We start from the raw sequence: 16414 nt of genomic DNA, 5'->3' as shown, positions 1-16414 counted from the left end.
GATGGCAGGCCTGCCTGCAGTGCCTGTGCCGGCGTCGGTCGAGGCAGGAGGCGGCGTCGCCGACCTCCCCTCCGTCGAGTCGGGCCAGGACGTGGTGGTCCGGGTACCCGCCACCAGTGCCAACCTCGGACCGGGTTTCGACACCCTCGGACTCGCGCTGGCGCTGCATGACACCGTCCGGGTCCGCACCACGACGTCGGGCACGACGACGGTGCGCGCAACAGGGGAGGGCGCTGCCGGCCTGCCCACCGACGAGACGCACCTCGTCGCGCGTTCACTGATCAGCACGCTGAGCCGCGGGGGCTTCCGGGCATCGGGGCTCGAGCTGGACACCACGAACGTGATCCCGCACGGCAGGGGCCTCGGTTCCTCCGCAGCCGCGATCGTCGCCGGAGTGCTCGCGGCCAACGCGCTGCTGCCCGTCGATCGTCGGCTCGACGCCGCGCATCTCCTCCAGTGGGCCGCCTCGATCGAGGGCCACCCCGACAACGTCGCGCCGGCCCTTCTGGGCGCGCTCGCCATCTCCTGGGAGAGCGGCTACTCGTTCCACAGCACGCGCGTCGAGGTGCATCCGGACATCATCCCCGTCGTCGCCATCCCGGAGCTCGCGCTGTCCACGGACAGTGCCCGGGCCCTCCTGCCGCCGTCGGTGTCCCATCGCAGTGCCGCAGCCAATGCGGGCCGCGCAGCACTGCTCGTCCACGCCCTCGGGGCCGATCCGTCACTGCTGTTCCCTGCGACGCAGGACTCCCTGCACCAGGATTTCCGCGCCCAGGCCATGCTGCCGAGTGCCACTCTGATGCGCGGGCTGCGTTCGGAGGGATTCGCCAGCACCATCTCCGGGGCGGGACCGAGCATCATGACGCTCGCCGTCGGGGAGGCGGGTGCCGCTGCGGCGGAGGAGGCCGTGCGGCAGCTGGTCGGGCAGGTGGACACGCCCGGCTCATGGCGCATCCTCCGGCTCGCGATCGAGCATGTAGGTGCTAAAGTGGGAGTGCACCAAGGGTAATGATCGTTCCGGCGTACGCTGTGCGCCTCGCGAATCATTGTGTCTCTCAAGACATCGTGTGCTTCTGTTGAGTCGGCCGTCCTTTTCTCAGGGCCGCCACGAAAACTGCAGGTTCCTTGAGCAGTAGCACATCCTCCGGTGTAGCCTCCGACCTTATCTTCGTGCGTTCGGGCCAGATCTGACGCACGAAGACATCCTCAGGCTCACAGCACACCCAGCCGACGCCGGATAGCCTTCGGTCCAGCTGAACCCCGCCTGCTTCATATGCGGCACGGGGCAAACCACCGCGGACCACTGATCAGGTGGCCGCCCGACGAGGGGGAAGGATCCTTCGTGACTGACACCACTGACCTGTTACCAGGTGTGGCCACCCAAGACGCCGAAGCAATCGGCGCAACAACTTCCAAGAGCAGCGGCCTTGCCGGCCTGAAGCTCGCCCAGCTGCAGGCTCTTGCCGGACAGCTCGGGATCACCGGCGGATCGAGGATGCGCAAGAGCGACCTCGTGTCCGCGATCTCGGACCACCAGCGCGGCGGCGCCGTCGCCGATCGGCAGAAGGCTCCCTCCGTCCGGAGCGAGCGCACCGCCGACGCAGAGCGCACCGCTCCGGCCGACACCGCGACTGCAGGATCCTCGACCGCAGGACCCTCGACCGCAGATGCTCCGGCCCCTGCTTCCGAGGAGCGCACCGCGGACGAGCAGGCGCCGGCAGCCGAGCGCCAGCCCCGCACCCGCAACCGGAACCGTCGTGCAGGGAGTGACGGAGTCGTCTCCGCACCTGCATCGGATGCCGCCGTCGTCACCAGCGAGCAGGTCGAGGCTCCTTCCCGCGAGGGCTCGGAGGACTCACCGGCCGGCGAGCAGCAGGATCGCGGTGACCGCGAGAGCGGAGGCCGCAACCAGCGCAACCGCCGCAACCGCCGCGGCGAGGACCGTTCAGACGCGCAGTCGGGTCAGAACGAATCCACCAGTGCCCCGCAGGGCGAGACGCAGGCAATCGCACAGAACGACACGCAGGCCGAGACCCAGTCCGGTCAGCAGGGCGAGGGCCGTGCCGATCGCAACGAGCGACGCAACCGCTCACGCAACGGCCGCGACGAGGACCGCTCGAACAACGGATCCGGCAACGGTGCGAACGGAACGTTCACGAACGGCTCGAACAGCGGCGGGAACAACACCGGCAATAGCGACAGCCAGAACGACGGCGGCCGCAACGGCAGCGAGCGCAGCGACAACCGGAACAACGGCGCCAACGACGACGAGGGTCGCGGACGTAACCGACGCAACCGCGCGAACCGCACCGGCGGTCCCGTCGTCGAGGACCGCAGCAGCCGTTTCCGCGACCGCAACGACCGCAACGACCGCCGCCGTGGACGCACCCAGAACCCCGAGGTCGACGACGTCGAGGTCACCGAGGACGACGTCCTGCTGCCCGTAGCGGGCATCCTCGACGTCCTCGAGAACTACGCCTTCGTCCGCACCTCCGGCTACCTGCCGGGCCCCAACGACGTCTACGTATCCCTCGCCCAGGTCAAGAAGCACAACCTGCGCAAGGGCGACGCCGTCGTCGGCGCCATCCGCGCACCCCGTGATGGCGAGACCCAGGCCAGCGCACGCCAGAAGTTCAACGCCCTGGTCCGGATCACCACGGTCAACGGCCAGCCGGCAGAGGACCTGAAGGACCGCGTCGAGTTCGCGAAGCTCGTACCGCTGTACCCCTCGGACCGCCTGCGGCTCGAGACGGATCCCAAGAAGATCGGTCCGCGCGTCATCGACCTCGTGGCTCCGATCGGCAAGGGCCAGCGCGGGCTGATCGTCTCGCCGCCCAAGGCGGGCAAGACGCTGATCCTGCAGGCGATCGCCAACGCCATCACGATCAACAATCCTGAGGTCCACCTCATGATGGTGCTCGTCGACGAGCGTCCCGAAGAAGTCACCGACATGCAGCGGACCGTGAAGGGCGAGGTCATCGCCTCGACCTTCGACCGCCCGGCCGATGACCACACGACGGTCGCCGAGCTGTCCATCGAGCGTGCCAAGCGCCTCGTGGAGATGGGCCAGGACGTGGTGGTCCTGCTGGACTCCATGACCCGCCTGGGCCGTGCCTACAACCTCGCTGCTCCGGCGTCGGGCCGCATCCTGTCCGGTGGTGTCGACTCGGCAGCGCTGTACCCGCCGAAGCGCTTCTTCGGTGCCGCGCGCAACATCGAGAACGGTGGCTCGCTCACCATCCTCGCGACCGCGCTGGTGGAGACCGGCTCCAAGATGGACGAGGTCATCTTCGAGGAGTTCAAGGGCACCGGCAACATGGAGCTCCGCCTGTCACGCAATCTCGCGGACAAGCGCATCTTCCCCGCGGTGGACGTCAACGCGTCCGGCACACGGCGCGAGGAGAACCTCCTCTCGCCGGACGAGGTCAAGATCATGTGGAAGCTGCGCCGCGTGCTGTCGGGTCTGGAGACCCAGCAGGCACTCGAGCTGCTCACCAACAAGATCCGGGAGACGCAGTCCAACGTCGAGTTCCTGATGCAGGTCCAGAAGACCACGCTGGGCTCCAAGGACTCCGACTAGCACCACGGAACCGCCCGGAACGGGGCCACGACGCAGGGAGTCCGGCAGGCGAACAGCCTGCCGGACGCCTGGAACCCGTGGTCCCGTTCCAGGGCGGTTTTCGGGTTAAGCCCGCACGCCGGGACCGGCGTCCGGTGCGAGGACGGCATGCACGACCACCCGAGGGGTGACGTCCACTCCGCCCCGATGTTCTTCGTAGACTGGCCGTACACGCCGAAAGAGGTATACCCGATGTTTGAGTCCATCCAGGGACTGCTCGATGAACACTCCGAGCTGCAGGACCAGCTCGCCGATCCCGCTGTCCACGCCGACCAGGCGTTGGCGCGGAAGCTCGGCCGCAGGTACGCCGAACTCGGCCGCATCGTCGATGCGCACAACCGGTGGGCCGCCCTTGACGACGACCTCGAGGCCGCCCGCGGGATGGCCTCCGAAGACCCGGAGTTCGCCGCCGAGGTGCCCGTCCTCGAGGAGCAGCTCGCCGTCGCCCAGGAGCGCCTGCGACGACTGCTGATCCCGCGCGACCCGAACGACAGCCGCAACGTCATCATCGAGGTCAAGGGCGGCGAGGGTGGCGACGAAGCTGCGCTCTTCGCCGGGGACCTGCTCCGGATGTACGCCCGCTATGCCGAGTCCCGGGGCTGGAAGACCGAGCTCCTCTCGGCGAACGAGTCCGATCTCGGAGGCTACAAGGACGTCCAGATGGCCATCAAGGGATCATCGAACGATCCCGCCGAGGGCGTCTACGCGCGACTCAAGTTCGAGGGCGGGGTGCATCGTGTCCAGCGGGTACCCGTCACGGAGTCCCAGGGCCGCATCCACACGTCCGCCGCGGGGGTCCTGGTCCTGCCCGAGGTCGACGAGCCCGAGGAAGTGCAGATCAGCCAGAACGACCTCAAGATCGATGTGTACCGCTCGTCCGGGCCCGGCGGGCAGTCCGTCAACACGACCGACTCCGCTGTGCGGATCACGCACCTTCCCACGGGCATCGTGGTGGCCATGCAGAACGAGAAGTCGCAGCTGCAGAACCGTGAGGCCGCGATGCGTGTGCTGCGCTCACGCATCCTGGCGCACGAGCAGGAGAAGATCGATGCGGTGAACTCCGACATCAGGAAGTCGCAGATCCGCACCATGGACCGTTCGGAGCGCATCCGCACCTACAACTACCCGGAGAACCGGATCGCGGACCACCGCACGGGGTACAAGGCCTACAACCTCGACGCCGTCATGAACGGCGAGCTGGAGCCCGTGGTGCAGTCGGCCATCGAGATGGACGAGCAGGCCCGCCTGGACGCCATCGGCTCGGACGAGTAGGCGTGGAGGAAGCCCTGCGGGCAGCGGAGCGTCGGCTCCGCGAGGCAGGCGTCCCGAGTCCCAGGGTCGACGCCGAACTTCTGGCCGCCCACCTCCTCGGGGTCTCAAGGGGACGCCTGCGTGCCCTCGCCCTCACCGGAGCGGACATCCCCGAGGGCTTCCACGCCCTGATCGACGAGCGTGCCCGGCGGGTGCCCCTGCAGCACCTGACGGGAACGGCGTCCTTCCGGCGCCTCGACCTGTCGGTCGGGCCCGGCGTCTTCATCCCACGGCCCGAGACCGAGACGGTGGCGCAGCTCGTGATCGACCTGGCCACGGGTATGGTCGGCCCGAAGATCGTCGACCTCGGCACCGGATCGGGGGCGATCGCCGCGGCGATAGCGGACGAGGTGCCGGGCGCGGAGGTGTACGCCGTCGAGCTCAGCGATTTGGCACTCGCCTGGGCGGCAGCGAACCTCGCGCCATTCGGGGTGCGCCTGATCCAGGCCGACCTCGCGACGGCCCTTCCCGAGCACAACGGCTCCTTCGACATCGTGGTCTCCAATCCGCCGTACATCCCCGCGGAAGCCGTGCCGAACGAGCCCGAGGTGGCGGAGCACGATCCGCAGATGGCCCTGTACGGCGGGGGAGCGGACGGCCTGCAGTTGCCGCGGGCCGCCGCAGCCTCTGCTGCGCGGCTCCTCAGGCCCGGCGGCAGCTTCGTCATGGAGCACGCCGAGGTACAGGCGCCCTGGGTCGCCGCCTTCCTCGTGCAGGCCGGCGTCTGGTCCTCGGTGACGACGCACCAGGACCTCGGCGGACGAGACCGAGCAACGAGCGCCGTGCTCAGGGACGACGAGGCATCGACAGGATCGACAGCGACGACAGGACAGGCATCACAATGACGGAGCAGCCGACCCAGGCACCATCGACCGGCGACACCGTGGCCGTGGCCGCGGTGACCTACGACCGCCCCGGGGAGCTGGCCCAGCTCCTGCGCTCGCTCGCCGCCCAGACAGCACCGATCGTGACGGTGGCGCTCGTGGACTCCGGCACGAAGCCGGCCGGTGATGTCGTAGCAGCCGCCGAGGGCACCATCCACTACCTGCGCTCGGAGGCGAACCTCGGCGGTGCGGGTGGTTTCGCCTTCGCGATCCTCGCGGCGATCGCCAGCGGGGCCCAGTGGATCTGGCTCATGGACGACGACGGCCATCCCGAGGACGAGCGCTGCCTCACCGAACTGCTCCGCGCCGCGCACGAGCACGAGCTCGACATCGTGAGTCCACTGGTCGCGGCGACCTCCGATCCCTCTCGCCTGTCCTTCAACTTCCGGATCAACGGACTGCTGACCAACGACCGCGCGACGCTGGAGCCGATGGGTTTCCTGCCCGACATGGTGCACTTCTTCAACGGGGCGCTGATCCGCGCCGAGGTGTTCTCGAAGATCGGGCTGCCGGACATGAAGTTCTTCATCCGCGGGGACGAGGTGGACTTCCTCGCACGCGTGCGGAAGGCCGGTCTGAAGTACGGGACCCTGGCCACCGTGGCCGTCCGCCACCCGGCCACCTGGACGGAGATGAAGCCAATCTTCGGCGGCTTCATCATCCCCGTGATCCCCGAGGGCGACTTCAAGCGGTTCTCCTACTTCCGCAACCGGGCCTACCTCGCCCGCAAGTACCGGAACCTTCGATGGTTCGGTGCGGACGTCATCGGTTTCCCCTACTACTTCCTCACACAGCGCGACCTGAGGGGCCTGCGGGCCTGGTTCGCAGCATATTCGGCAGGCTTCCGCGGCACGGGCTTCGGCCCGCCGCCCTCGGCCTGAGTCCGCCCCTGACCCACCCGCCTGACGCGCGCAGGCGTGTCCCCCCTGATGGAAAGATGATCCGGTGACCACTAGCTACGACTGCTCCGACCCCCTTCAGCGACGCGAGGGATTGACCGCAGCCCAGCGGGCCGTCTCGCTCAAGCAGGTCGTCGTGCTGCCGACGGACACCGTGTACGGCATCGGAGCCGACGCCTTCTCACCCCAGGCCGTCGCGACCCTGCTGGCCTCCAAGGGGCGCGGCCGGAACATGCCGCCGCCGGTCCTCATCCCACGGGTCCAGACGCTCGACGGCCTCGCGACGGATGTCCTTCCCGACGCGCGCAGGTTGGCCGAGGCGTTCTGGCCCGGTGGCCTCACACTGATCTGCCATTCCCAGCCGTCCCTCACCTGGGACCTGGGTGACGCACTCGGTACCGTTGCCCTCCGGATGCCCGACGACGAGGTAGCCCTCGAGCTCCTGACCCTCACGGGGCCGCTGGCCGTCTCCTCGGCGAACAGGACGGGTCAGCCGGCCGCGACGACGGCCGCCGAGGCAGCAGGACAATTGGCGGAATCCGTGGCCGTGTACCTGGACGCAGGCCCACGGACAGCGGGAGGCGGCACAGGCTCGACGATCGTCGATGCGACGGGGGAGACCCTGCGGGTCGTCCGCCAGGGCACTCTTTCGCTGGAACGGCTGCGCGAGGTCGTGCCGGGAATCGTCGGGATCGACGGCGACCCGGGCGGCGGGACTCCGGCGGAGTCGGGGAAGGTTGCACCGGCAGAGCCTGGCAGCGGAACACCGGCAGAGTCGGTGGACGACGCGCCGGCGGTGTCCGGCGGCTCCGGCCCCTTCACCTCCTGACGGTTTACCTCCAGACGGTGCCCCCGGTTGCAGCGCCGGCAGCGGCGAGGACGTCCCGCACCCGGGCCGTCGGGACGATACCTGCCTGCACAGCCCAGCCGGGCACCTGATCCTGCCCGAACCACATCAGTTCCACGCGGCGCACGTGTCCGTCCAGGCGTCTGCCCATCAGCATCGACGCCGCGTAGCCTCCTGCCACGGCTACCCTGCACAGGGCCGCCGGCAGCGCACGGGGCCGCCCGCCCGCCGCCTCGAGGACCGAGCGGGCCGTGAGTCCCTCCCATGGCTGCAGGACGATCCGGGGCACGGCGTCTTCGTGGCGCCCCGCCGCGACCACCAGGTCGGCCAGCGCCTCGACCGAGGTGATGGGGGACTTCGCGCTGCCCGGTGAAGCCACCGAGGCCAGCGGTGAGCGGGCGAGCCGCGCGATAGCCGTCGTCGTCGGGCGTCCCGTGCCCTGGACCGACGTGGCGCGCACCGTCACCACGGACAGGTCGGGGAGCCGCAGCGCAGCGAGGCCCTGTTCGCCGAGGGCCTTGCTGCGCGAGTAGGCCGAGAACGGCCGTACGGCATCCGTCTCGTCCAGAGTGGCCGTTCTCCCCTGCACAGCCGCGCTGCTCAGGTGGAGAAAGCGCCGGACGCGTGCCTCGCCGGCCGCGCGGGCGAGGACGACGGGAAGCAGAGCGTTCGCGCCGAGCAGGTCGGCGCCGGCGGACGCGGACGGCGTGGCCAGTCCCGCCGCGTTGACGACGACATCGTGCCCCTCCATGAGTGCCACCAGCTTCGTGATGTCAGCACGGACGGCGGCCTCGGCCAGCGCCTCCGGTGTGTCCGCCGCGGTCCTGAGCCGTGGCGCAGGAGCGGTCCGGGCTTCGACGCCTGCTGATTCGAGTGCCCGGAGTATCGCGGACCCGACGAAGCCGGACCCGCCGAGGACGAGCCAGCTCACCGGCGTTCCGCCTGCACGGCCGGGTCCGCCAGCGGGGGCTCAGGCCGCCAGTCCCGATCCCGCAGGATGACGCGCGCGGCTCGCCAACCCCGCCACAGGGCGGATACCCCTGACAGGGATCGCTCGACGGCGACCAGCCGTACGACCTCCTTGCCCGCCGAGAGGAAAGTCCCGAGGCCGAAGCCCACGCGGGAGTAGCAGCCGTGGACCTGGAGGTAGCGTGCGAGGTACCCGCGGTTGCGCATGCCGCAGAACCGTGACAGGTCGCTCGAATCGTTCAGGTGGCGTACGCCAAGGTCGATCTGCCGTTGGGGGCGGGTCTTTCGGAGCACGAACGCGTCGACGTAGGCCACGGGGTGCTGCTGCGAGATGAGCCAGCCGTAGGTGGTGTCGTCACCGTTGAGGAAGAAGCGCGCATCCGGCAGACCCGTCTCCCGCACGACGTCGGCGGAGACGAGCATCCCCTCGAAGCAGCCGACGTTGGTGTGGAAGACCGGAGACGACGCGAAGACATCGCCGCGGACCGGTAGATGGACGCCGAGGGACTCGTTGAGGATGTGCTGCCAGAAGAAGGGGTTCCCGGCGTGGTCGAGGCGGCGCCCGTGGATGCAGGAGTAGCGGCCCATCCAGGGAGCGAAGGAGGCGAGGGCGTCGGGGAGGACGACGACGTCGTCGTCCATCAGCCATAGCCAGTCGGCGCCCTCCTCGAGTCCGGCCGTCACCCCGGCCGCGAAGCCGCCCGAACCTCCGACATTGCTCGGGAGCCGGTGCACGATGACCGGCACGGGAAGATCGACCGCCGCGAGTACCCCGGCGGTGCCGTCGGTGCTGGCGTTGTCGACGACGATGACGCCCGCGGGTGCAGGATCGAGGGACGCGATGGAACCGAGGAGTTCCTGCAGGTGGGTTGCCCGATTGAAGGTGGTGATGACGATGAATACGCGGGGAGAGCCGGCGTCAGGGGCGGGCAACCTGTTCCTTCCAGGCCGCGCCAAGGCAGTGCGCAACAGGCCTGGCACAGGCGGGGCAGTTAGTATTCTCGGGTAGTAGCAGTCTATTACACCGCGTTCCAGCCCCTGCCGGTCCCGTCCCGGCACTACCGGTGCCGGGTCTCCCGGCGGCAGCACGTGAAGTGTGGAAGGCGGTGTCGGCCTGCATGACACCGTTAGGAATCATGGGACTCAACGAAGGCCGGGCTACCGCCCGGACACCCGGCTCCACCGCCGCAGCCTCGACCGGCGACAAACCGGCCATCTGGTTGTGGTCGCAGTACCTGCTGGATGCGGCGGCCTGGATCGTCGCCATCCTCCTTGCGCTGATCCTGCGCTACGAACTCCTCGTCAAGGAAGTCAACGTCCCGGGCATCGCAGCATTCTGTGCGGTCGCCGTGGTCGCGCAGCTGGTGGTGGGCCTGAGTTTCGCGCTCTATCGCGGCAGGTACAGCTTCGGCAGCTTCCACGAGGCGAAGCTCCTGGTCATCGTCGCGGTGCTCGTCGGGGTGATCCTCGTCCTGGTCAGCGTCGCGTTCTTCACCGTGATCGAGGTGCCGCGGAGCATCGGCATCATCGCCTTCCCGTTCGCCTGCATGTTCCTCGCGGCCACGCGGTACCTCAAGAGGATGTACGTCGAGAGCAAGGCGAAGCCGGGCGAGGACGCCCAGCGCACGCTGATCTACGGAGCCGGGTTCCTCGGCAACTCCCTCGTCAACCGGATGATGCAGGATCCGGAATCGCCCTACTTCCCCGTCGGGCTGATCGACGACGATCCCGCCAAGAAGCACCTCCGACTCTCCGCCGTGCCCGTCCTGGGCCGCATCGACGACCTGCGTGAGGTGGCTACGAGGACCCAGGCATCGATCCTCGTCATCGCCTTCTCGGAGGTCGAGGCGGCGCAGGTGCGCCGGGTCTCCGACCTCGTGGCGGGCCTCGGGATCAAGGTGCTGGTCCTGCCCCCGCTGCGGGACATGCTCGGGGCCACGGGCCCGGCGATCGCCGATTTCCGCGAGGTCGCCGTCGAGGACCTCATCGGGCGGCGCCCGGTGGACATCCACCCCGACGACGTGGCCGGCTACATCACCGGCAAGCGAGTGCTGGTGACAGGTGCCGGTGGCTCGATCGGCTCGGAGCTGTGCCGGCAGCTCTCGGCCTTCGCCCCGGCCGAGCTCATCATGCTGGACCGCGACGAGACCGGCCTGCAGTCCACGCAGATATCCCTCACCGGACGCGGCCTCCTGACCGGCAGGGATACCGTGCTGGCGGACATCCGCGACGCCGACGCCCTGCTCGACATCTTCGAGGACCGCAGGCCGCAGGTCGTGTTCCACGCGGCAGCCCTCAAGCACGTGTCCCTGCTGGAGCAGTATCCCGAGGAGGCCTGGAAGACCAACGTCCAGGGATCGCTCAATGTCCTGCAGGCATCCGCGGCGGTAGGCGTCACCAACTTCGTCAACATCTCGACGGACAAGGCAGCCGATCCGACGAGCGTCCTCGGTCACTCCAAGCGCGTCGCGGAGAAGCTCACGTCCTGGCACGCGGAGCGCACGGGGCAGCGCTTCGTGTCCGTCCGCTTCGGCAATGTCATCGGCAGTCGCGGCTCCATGCTCCCGCTGTTCACGGAGCAGATCCGAAACGGCGGTCCGATCACCGTGACCGACCCCGACGTCACCCGGTTCTTCATGACCATTCCCGAGGCATGCCAGCTCGTGGTGCAGGCCGGTGCGATCGGCAGGGGAGGCGAGGTGCTGATCCTCGACATGGGGGAACCCGTGAAGATCCTCGACGTCGCGCAGCGCATGATCGCGATGTCCGGCAAGGACATCGATATCGTCTTCACGGGACTGCGGCCCGGCGAGAAGATGCACGAGGACCTGATGGGCGTGGGGGAGGAGGACTCCCGTCCACTCCACCCGAAGATCTCGCACACCTCGGTGGTGCCGCTCGACCCGCAGCAGCTCAGCCTGCAGGAATGGAAAGCCGAGGGCGGCTTCGGACACGACCAGCGGAGCATCGCATCGCTCGATGCAGCCACGGAGCTCGGTGCCATCGAGCCCGGTGCCACGCCCGGTGCCACTCCCGACGGCGGATCGGCGTACGAGAAGAACGACGCGGCAGGCACCGTCCGCCATAGCAGCCCCACCTCGGCGTCGCGGCCGTCCACGCCCTCCACCTCCGGTGCCGGCGGCGGTGCGTCGTGAGCGTCCTCCTGGTCGTCGTCGGGCTTGTCGCGCTCGTCCTCTCGCTTGCACTGCCGGTTGTCGTGAAGCCCCTGCTCCGGCGGCTGGGGGTCATCGACATCCCCAATGACAGGTCCTCCCACAGCACCGTCGTCATCCGCGGGATGGGACTGGCCGTGGCGGTGGCGATCCTGGCAGCGCTGATCCTTTCGCTCGTCACGGGTCTGGTCGCGGTCGACCGCTCGCTGATCCTCGTCATCGTCGTCCTGGTGGCAGCAGCCTCCACCCTCGGCTGGGTCGAGGACTTCCGCGGCCTGTCCGTCAGGGTCCGCCTGTCGGCGCAACTCGTCATCGGGGCGATCGGCACTGCCGCGCTCGCGACGTCGATCGACGACAGCAGCTACTGGTGGGTCCCGGTCGGAGCCGTCGCCTTCGCCACCTACATCAATGCCACCAACTTCATGGACGGTATCAATGGGATCTCGGGCATGCACGGGTTGGTCGTCGGCCTGTTCTATTCGTGGGCGGGCGTGCTGAGCGACCAGGTGTGGCTGACGGTCGCGGGCCTCGTGGTCGCCGCTGCCTTCACGGGATTCCTGCCGTGGAATCTGGGGAGGGGCTTCGTGTTCCTCGGAGACGTGGGCAGCTATCTGCTCGGCGCTTCCATCGCCGCCATCGCCGTGACCGGACTACTCGCCGGGGTCTACCTCGAATATCTCCTCTCGCCGGTGCTGATCTACCTCGCGGACACGTTCACCACGTTCCTCCGGCGGGCCAGACGCGGTGAGCGGCTCTCGACTGCGCACCGCCAGCACGTCTACCAGCGGCTGACGGACGCCGGCCTCAACCACGTCCAGGTGTCGATCTTCGTCAGCATCCTCTCTGCGCTGACCGCTGCCGCCGGCTTCGTGCTCGCTACTGCCCCCGCGCCCCTCGCGGTGTCCGTTTCGCTGTTCGCGGCCGTCGTCGTCGCGCTCTACCTCTATTCGCCGCGGATCTTCCGCGCGGTAGCCCGGCGCCGGGCGACGGCGGAAGCCTGACTCCCGGAGGCCCGTCCCCGCGTGCGGTAGAATTTCAGGCGCCGGGCGCGACGACGACCAGTTCCGCTGATCCGGCATCAGACCTCCCGACGCCGTCGGCGGAGGAGCAGCAGGGCGCCGGACGGCGCAGCAGACAGAGCGGACAGAACGTGCCACGACCGGATCATCCGGTGAACGGACCCGATCGCCCGAACCTCGTACCGGTATCGGGCGCCATCGAATCGCCCTGGCTGGGGATCCTGTCGCGCAGTGCCGCCGCAGGCGGAACCGTCGCCGTCGTGCTGGCGGTTGCGGCAACCCTTGCGACAGCGCCTGCTGCCGGCCTGAGCGTGCTCTTCGGCGCCGCCCTCGTGATCGCCTTCTTCGGCATCAGCCTCCTCATCGGGCACTACACAGGACGGACGAACCCGTCCGGAGCCCTCGGGCTCTTCGCCGTGACCTATGCGATCAAGGTGGTCGGCTTCGCCGCCGTCCTCTTCTTCCTGGGAACGCCGGGCTGGCTCGACCGCACCTGGTTCTTCACGGGTGCTCTCGCCACCGTCATCGCCTGGCAGGTCGCCGAGGTCTTCGCCTTCTCGCGGTTGAGGACACCTCTTTACGACGACGCCGAGGACGCCGGCGAAGCCGCCCCGAGCCCGGAAGCCACCCCTGCCTCGGATGCCGCCCCTCCTGTCCATCGAACGGAAGGACACTGACATGCAAGGCTCCACCCCCGCTCCGGACAACGATCCGGCTCCTCCGTCCGAGCAGGTCGACGCGCGCTTTTCGAACGGCGGTTACAACGCCGGTATGGCGGTCTTCAGCTACATCATTGGCGGGATCCTGGTGTGGAGTTTGATAGGCTGGGGCCTGGATAACCTCCTCGACACGCGCTGGTTGGTGCTGGCGGGAGCGTTCTTAGGTGCAGCGGGGGGTTTCTACCTCTCCCACATGCACAACCTCACTCGGGACCACACGCCGAATCCGCGAAGCGGACTCCGGACGACGCCCGGTGCCGAGGTAGGACCCGAGTGATTCCCCTTAACTTAACGAGTCGGACCAGTCACGCTTCGGCCGAACAGATCTTGCCCAATGATGGACACTGCAGAGAGGAAACGCGTTGATCGCGCTTGCGCTCCCGGCCGCAACTACCGAAGAGGGATTCGTAGCCCCGACGATCGAGGACACCCACTACAGGGACATCCTCCCGTGGGGTGGCGAGTACGGCGTCCTGCTGGAGGCCGGATTCGGTAAGCAGATGCTGCTGACCATCCTCTCGGTCGTCCTTATTGCCGCCTTCTTCCTCATCGCCTCACGACGTCGGCAGATGGTGCCCGGCAAACTCCAGTTCCTGGGAGAATCGGCCTACGGCTTCGTCCGCAACTCCATCGGCAAGGACATCATCGGCGGGAACGACTTCCTCCGCTATGTCCCCTGGCTCTTCACCGCCTTCTTCTTCGTGCTGGTGAACAACATCTTCGGGGCCATTCCGTTCCTGCAGCTGCCGACGTTCTCCCACCCGGGCAGCGCCTACGGTATCGCAGCCCTCTTCTTCTTCCTCTGGGTCGGTATCGGCCTCAAGAAGCACGGCATCCGCTACTTCAAGCTGGCCGTCGTCCCGTCGGGCGTCCCGTGGTACATCCTGCTCATCGTGGTGCCGATCGAGATCATCTCGAACTTCATCGTCCGGCCGGTCACCCACTCGCTCCGACTCTTCGCCACGATGCTCGCCGGCCACCTCATCGTGACCCTGGCCGGCTCGGCCATCGAGTACATGGTCATGACGGGCAACATCTTCCTCCAGGGGACCAGCGTCCTCGTCCTCGTCGGCTCGATCGCGATGTACATGCTCGAGGCGCTGATCATGGTCCTGCAGGCCTACGTGTTCACGTTGCTCGCCGCGATCTACATCGAAGGCGCCCTGCACGCCGACGCCCACTGATTCACACACGTCTTCCCCGTCGGGGATGATCCCAAACAACCTGTCGCATCAAGGCGGCATCTTGAAAGGAACACAATGGAAGTACAGGGTAGCCTCAACCTCGTTGGATACGGTCTCTCCGCAATCGGCGGTGGTATCGGCGTGGGTCTCGTCTTCGCGGCCTACATCAATGGTGTAGCTCGCCAGCCTGAGGCACAGCGTGTCCTCCAGCCCATCGCCTTCCTCGGACTGGCGTTGACCGAAGCCCTCGCGATCCTGGGTCTCGTCTTCGCCTTCGTCATCGGCGCCTGACACAGCCGCTCCGACCGACCGAAGACCAGTTGAAGAAAGACGGGTGAAAAATGCTTGATGCAGCGATTATGGCGGCGGAAGAGGGATCGAATCCTCTGATCCCGAACGTATGGGAACTGCTGGTGACCGTTGTCGGCTTCGTCGTCCTGATGTACATCGTTCGCAAGTTCGTCATGCCGGCATTCGAAAAGACATTCGCCGAGCGAACCGAGGCGATCGAAGGCGGCATCGCGAAAGCCGAGGCCGCTCAGGCCGAGGCCAACGCGGCCCTCGACCAGTACAAGCAGCAGCTTGTCGAGGCACGGACCGAGGCGAACCGCATCCGTGAGGAGGCGCGCGCCGAGGGTGCCCAGATCCTCGCGGACCTGAAGGAGAAGGCTGCGGCCGAGTCGGCACGCATCACCGAGCAGGCCCACGTCCAGATCGAAGCCGAGCGCCAGGCCGCCGTGGTCTCGCTCCGGGCCGAGGTCGGAACGCTCGCGACCGACCTGGCAAGCCGGATCGTCGGGGAGTCCCTCGCCGACGACGCACGCTCGTCGCGTGTCGTCGACCGCTTCCTCGCAGACCTCGAGACGTCGTCGAGCGCAGGTGCAGCGAAGTAATGGCAGGAGTATCGAGCCTCTCCCTGGCGAAGGTCCGTCAAGGACTGGAGCCGCGACTGCCCGGCGCCGACCTGGCACTGGCCGAGGACCTGTTCGGTGTCCTGGTGATCCTGGACAGCAATGCAGGCCTCCGCCGTGCGCTGACGGATCCCTCACGCACCGGCAGCGACAAAGCGGTGCTCGTCGATCAGCTGATCGCCGGTCGTGTCTCGCCCGAAGCGGCGAGTATCGTCCGCGACCTCGTCGGTGAGCGCTGGGGCAATGCTCGCGACATCGGTGACGCCCTGGAGACCCTCGCGGCCACCGTGGTCATCTCGGTGGCCGAGCAGGGCAGCGGTGTGGAGGGCTTGGAAGAGCTCGAGAACGAGCTGTACTCCTTCGTCCAGGTGGTCGCGTCCAACCACGCCCTGCAGAGGGCGCTGTCGGAAGCGCAGGCCACCCCGGAGTCGAAGGTGGCCCTCGGCCTGAAGCTCGTGCCGCAGGCCGGGCCGGCAGCACGGCTGCTGATCAGCCAGGCCGTTCGGGCCCCGCGGGGCATGAAGCCCGCAGCGCTCGTCGGGCGGTTCCTCGAACTGGTTGCAGCACGCCAGCAGCGCTGGATCGCCAACGTCAGCGTCACCCGTCCGCTGACGGCAAGCCAGCAGGAACGCCTGGCGACCGGTCTGAACGCGATGTACGGCCGGCAGCTGAAGGTCAACGTGAAGGTAGACCCCTCACTCATCGGTGGAGTGCGCGTCAGCGTAGGGGACGAAATGGTCGATTCGACCGTCGTCACCCGCCTGTCCGAACTCCGTCGCAAGCTGGCGGGATAGGCGTTCGCGCCTTGTTCCTTCCATGTCATCAACTGAATCACACCCCGGTCGCCACGCATCCCATGGTGATCACAACACAGGAGAG

At 67.9% G+C, this 16414-nt stretch carries 16 protein-coding genes; 14 read left to right on the top strand and 2 right to left on the bottom strand.

Annotation, left to right across the window (positions count from 1 at the left end; translation table 11 throughout):
* Nucleotide 1 precedes the first annotated feature (1 nt).
* From thrB to D6T63_RS05305, 6 genes are all read left to right on the top strand, one after another.
* Nucleotides 2–1009, top strand: a complete 1008-nt coding sequence (gene thrB / locus D6T63_RS05330) for a homoserine kinase (RefSeq protein WP_120147968.1) — start codon at nt 2–4, stop codon at nt 1007–1009.
* Nucleotides 1010–1342: 333 nt separating this feature from the next.
* Nucleotides 1343–3580: a transcription termination factor Rho gene (rho, locus tag D6T63_RS05325; protein ID WP_120147967.1), complete on the top strand. Its 2238-nt coding sequence runs from the start codon at nt 1343–1345 to the stop codon at nt 3578–3580.
* Between the two features lie 231 nt (nt 3581–3811).
* A complete protein-coding gene (gene prfA, locus D6T63_RS05320) occupies nt 3812–4891 on the top strand; it encodes a peptide chain release factor 1 (protein WP_120148061.1) in 1080 nt (359 codons plus the stop codon).
* Between the two features lie 2 nt (nt 4892–4893).
* Nucleotides 4894–5775 carry a peptide chain release factor N(5)-glutamine methyltransferase gene (gene prmC, locus D6T63_RS05315; RefSeq protein WP_120147966.1) on the top strand — a complete coding sequence of 294 codons (882 nt, stop codon included), beginning with the start codon at nt 4894–4896 and terminating at the stop codon, nt 5773–5775.
* Nucleotides 5772–6695: a glycosyltransferase gene (locus D6T63_RS05310; protein WP_120147965.1), complete on the top strand. Its 924-nt coding sequence runs from the start codon at nt 5772–5774 to the stop codon at nt 6693–6695. Before prmC ends, D6T63_RS05310 begins: the two co-directional genes overlap by 4 nt.
* A 64-nt stretch (nt 6696–6759) precedes the next feature.
* Entirely contained in the window at nt 6760–7542 is a 783-nt protein-coding gene (locus D6T63_RS05305) for an L-threonylcarbamoyladenylate synthase (RefSeq protein WP_120147964.1), read from the top strand.
* A 4-nt stretch (nt 7543–7546) separates the two neighbouring features.
* Here D6T63_RS05305 and D6T63_RS05300 read toward each other — a convergent pair whose 3' ends face one another.
* A complete protein-coding gene (locus D6T63_RS05300; protein WP_120147963.1) occupies nt 7547–8491 on the bottom strand; it encodes an NAD-dependent epimerase/dehydratase family protein in 945 nt (314 codons plus the stop codon).
* Nucleotides 8488–9462, bottom strand: a complete 975-nt coding sequence (locus D6T63_RS05295; protein ID WP_182976877.1) for a glycosyltransferase — start codon at nt 9460–9462, stop codon at nt 8488–8490. The genes D6T63_RS05300 and D6T63_RS05295 overlap by 4 nt, the downstream gene beginning before the upstream one ends.
* Before the next feature lie 203 nt (nt 9463–9665).
* On the opposite strand from D6T63_RS05295, the gene D6T63_RS05290 reads away from it, so the two are divergent.
* The 8 genes from D6T63_RS05290 to D6T63_RS05255 all read left to right on the top strand — a co-directional run bounded on the left by D6T63_RS05290 (nt 9666) and on the right by D6T63_RS05255 (nt 16329).
* Nucleotides 9666–11684 (top strand): polysaccharide biosynthesis protein, encoded by a 2019-nt coding sequence (locus D6T63_RS05290; RefSeq protein WP_120147961.1) that lies wholly within the window; start codon nt 9666–9668, stop codon nt 11682–11684.
* On the top strand, nt 11681–12703 hold the full coding sequence (locus D6T63_RS05285) for an MraY family glycosyltransferase (RefSeq protein ID WP_120147960.1): 1023 nt from the start codon (nt 11681–11683) through the stop codon (nt 12701–12703). The genes D6T63_RS05290 and D6T63_RS05285 overlap by 4 nt, the downstream gene beginning before the upstream one ends.
* Before the next feature lie 170 nt (nt 12704–12873).
* Complete coding sequence (locus D6T63_RS05280) at nt 12874–13398, top strand: hypothetical protein (RefSeq protein ID WP_182976876.1); 525 nt, start codon at nt 12874–12876, stop codon at nt 13396–13398.
* A gap of 1 nt (nt 13399) precedes the next feature.
* Complete coding sequence (locus D6T63_RS19720) at nt 13400–13717, top strand: hypothetical protein (protein ID WP_235830563.1); 318 nt, start codon at nt 13400–13402, stop codon at nt 13715–13717.
* Nucleotides 13718–13802: 85 nt separating this feature from the next.
* Nucleotides 13803–14624, top strand: coding sequence for a F0F1 ATP synthase subunit A (gene atpB / locus D6T63_RS05270; RefSeq protein WP_120147959.1), 822 nt, complete (start codon nt 13803–13805; stop codon nt 14622–14624).
* A 75-nt stretch (nt 14625–14699) separates the two neighbouring features.
* Nucleotides 14700–14915, top strand: coding sequence for an ATP synthase F0 subunit C (locus D6T63_RS05265; protein ID WP_019481292.1), 216 nt, complete (start codon nt 14700–14702; stop codon nt 14913–14915).
* A 50-nt stretch (nt 14916–14965) separates the two neighbouring features.
* Nucleotides 14966–15517 (top strand): F0F1 ATP synthase subunit B, encoded by a 552-nt coding sequence (locus D6T63_RS05260; RefSeq protein ID WP_120147958.1) that lies wholly within the window; start codon nt 14966–14968, stop codon nt 15515–15517.
* Complete coding sequence (locus D6T63_RS05255; RefSeq protein WP_120147957.1) at nt 15517–16329, top strand: F0F1 ATP synthase subunit delta; 813 nt, start codon at nt 15517–15519, stop codon at nt 16327–16329. Before D6T63_RS05260 ends, D6T63_RS05255 begins: the two co-directional genes overlap by 1 nt.
* Nucleotides 16330–16414 lie beyond the last annotated feature (85 nt).

The organism is Arthrobacter cheniae, from assembly GCF_003602275.1.
Classification (GTDB): Bacteria; Actinomycetota; Actinomycetes; order Actinomycetales; family Micrococcaceae; genus Arthrobacter_D; species Arthrobacter_D cheniae.
Note: the sequence above shows the minus strand (reverse complement) of the source record. Positions and strands in the feature narration are given on the sequence as shown.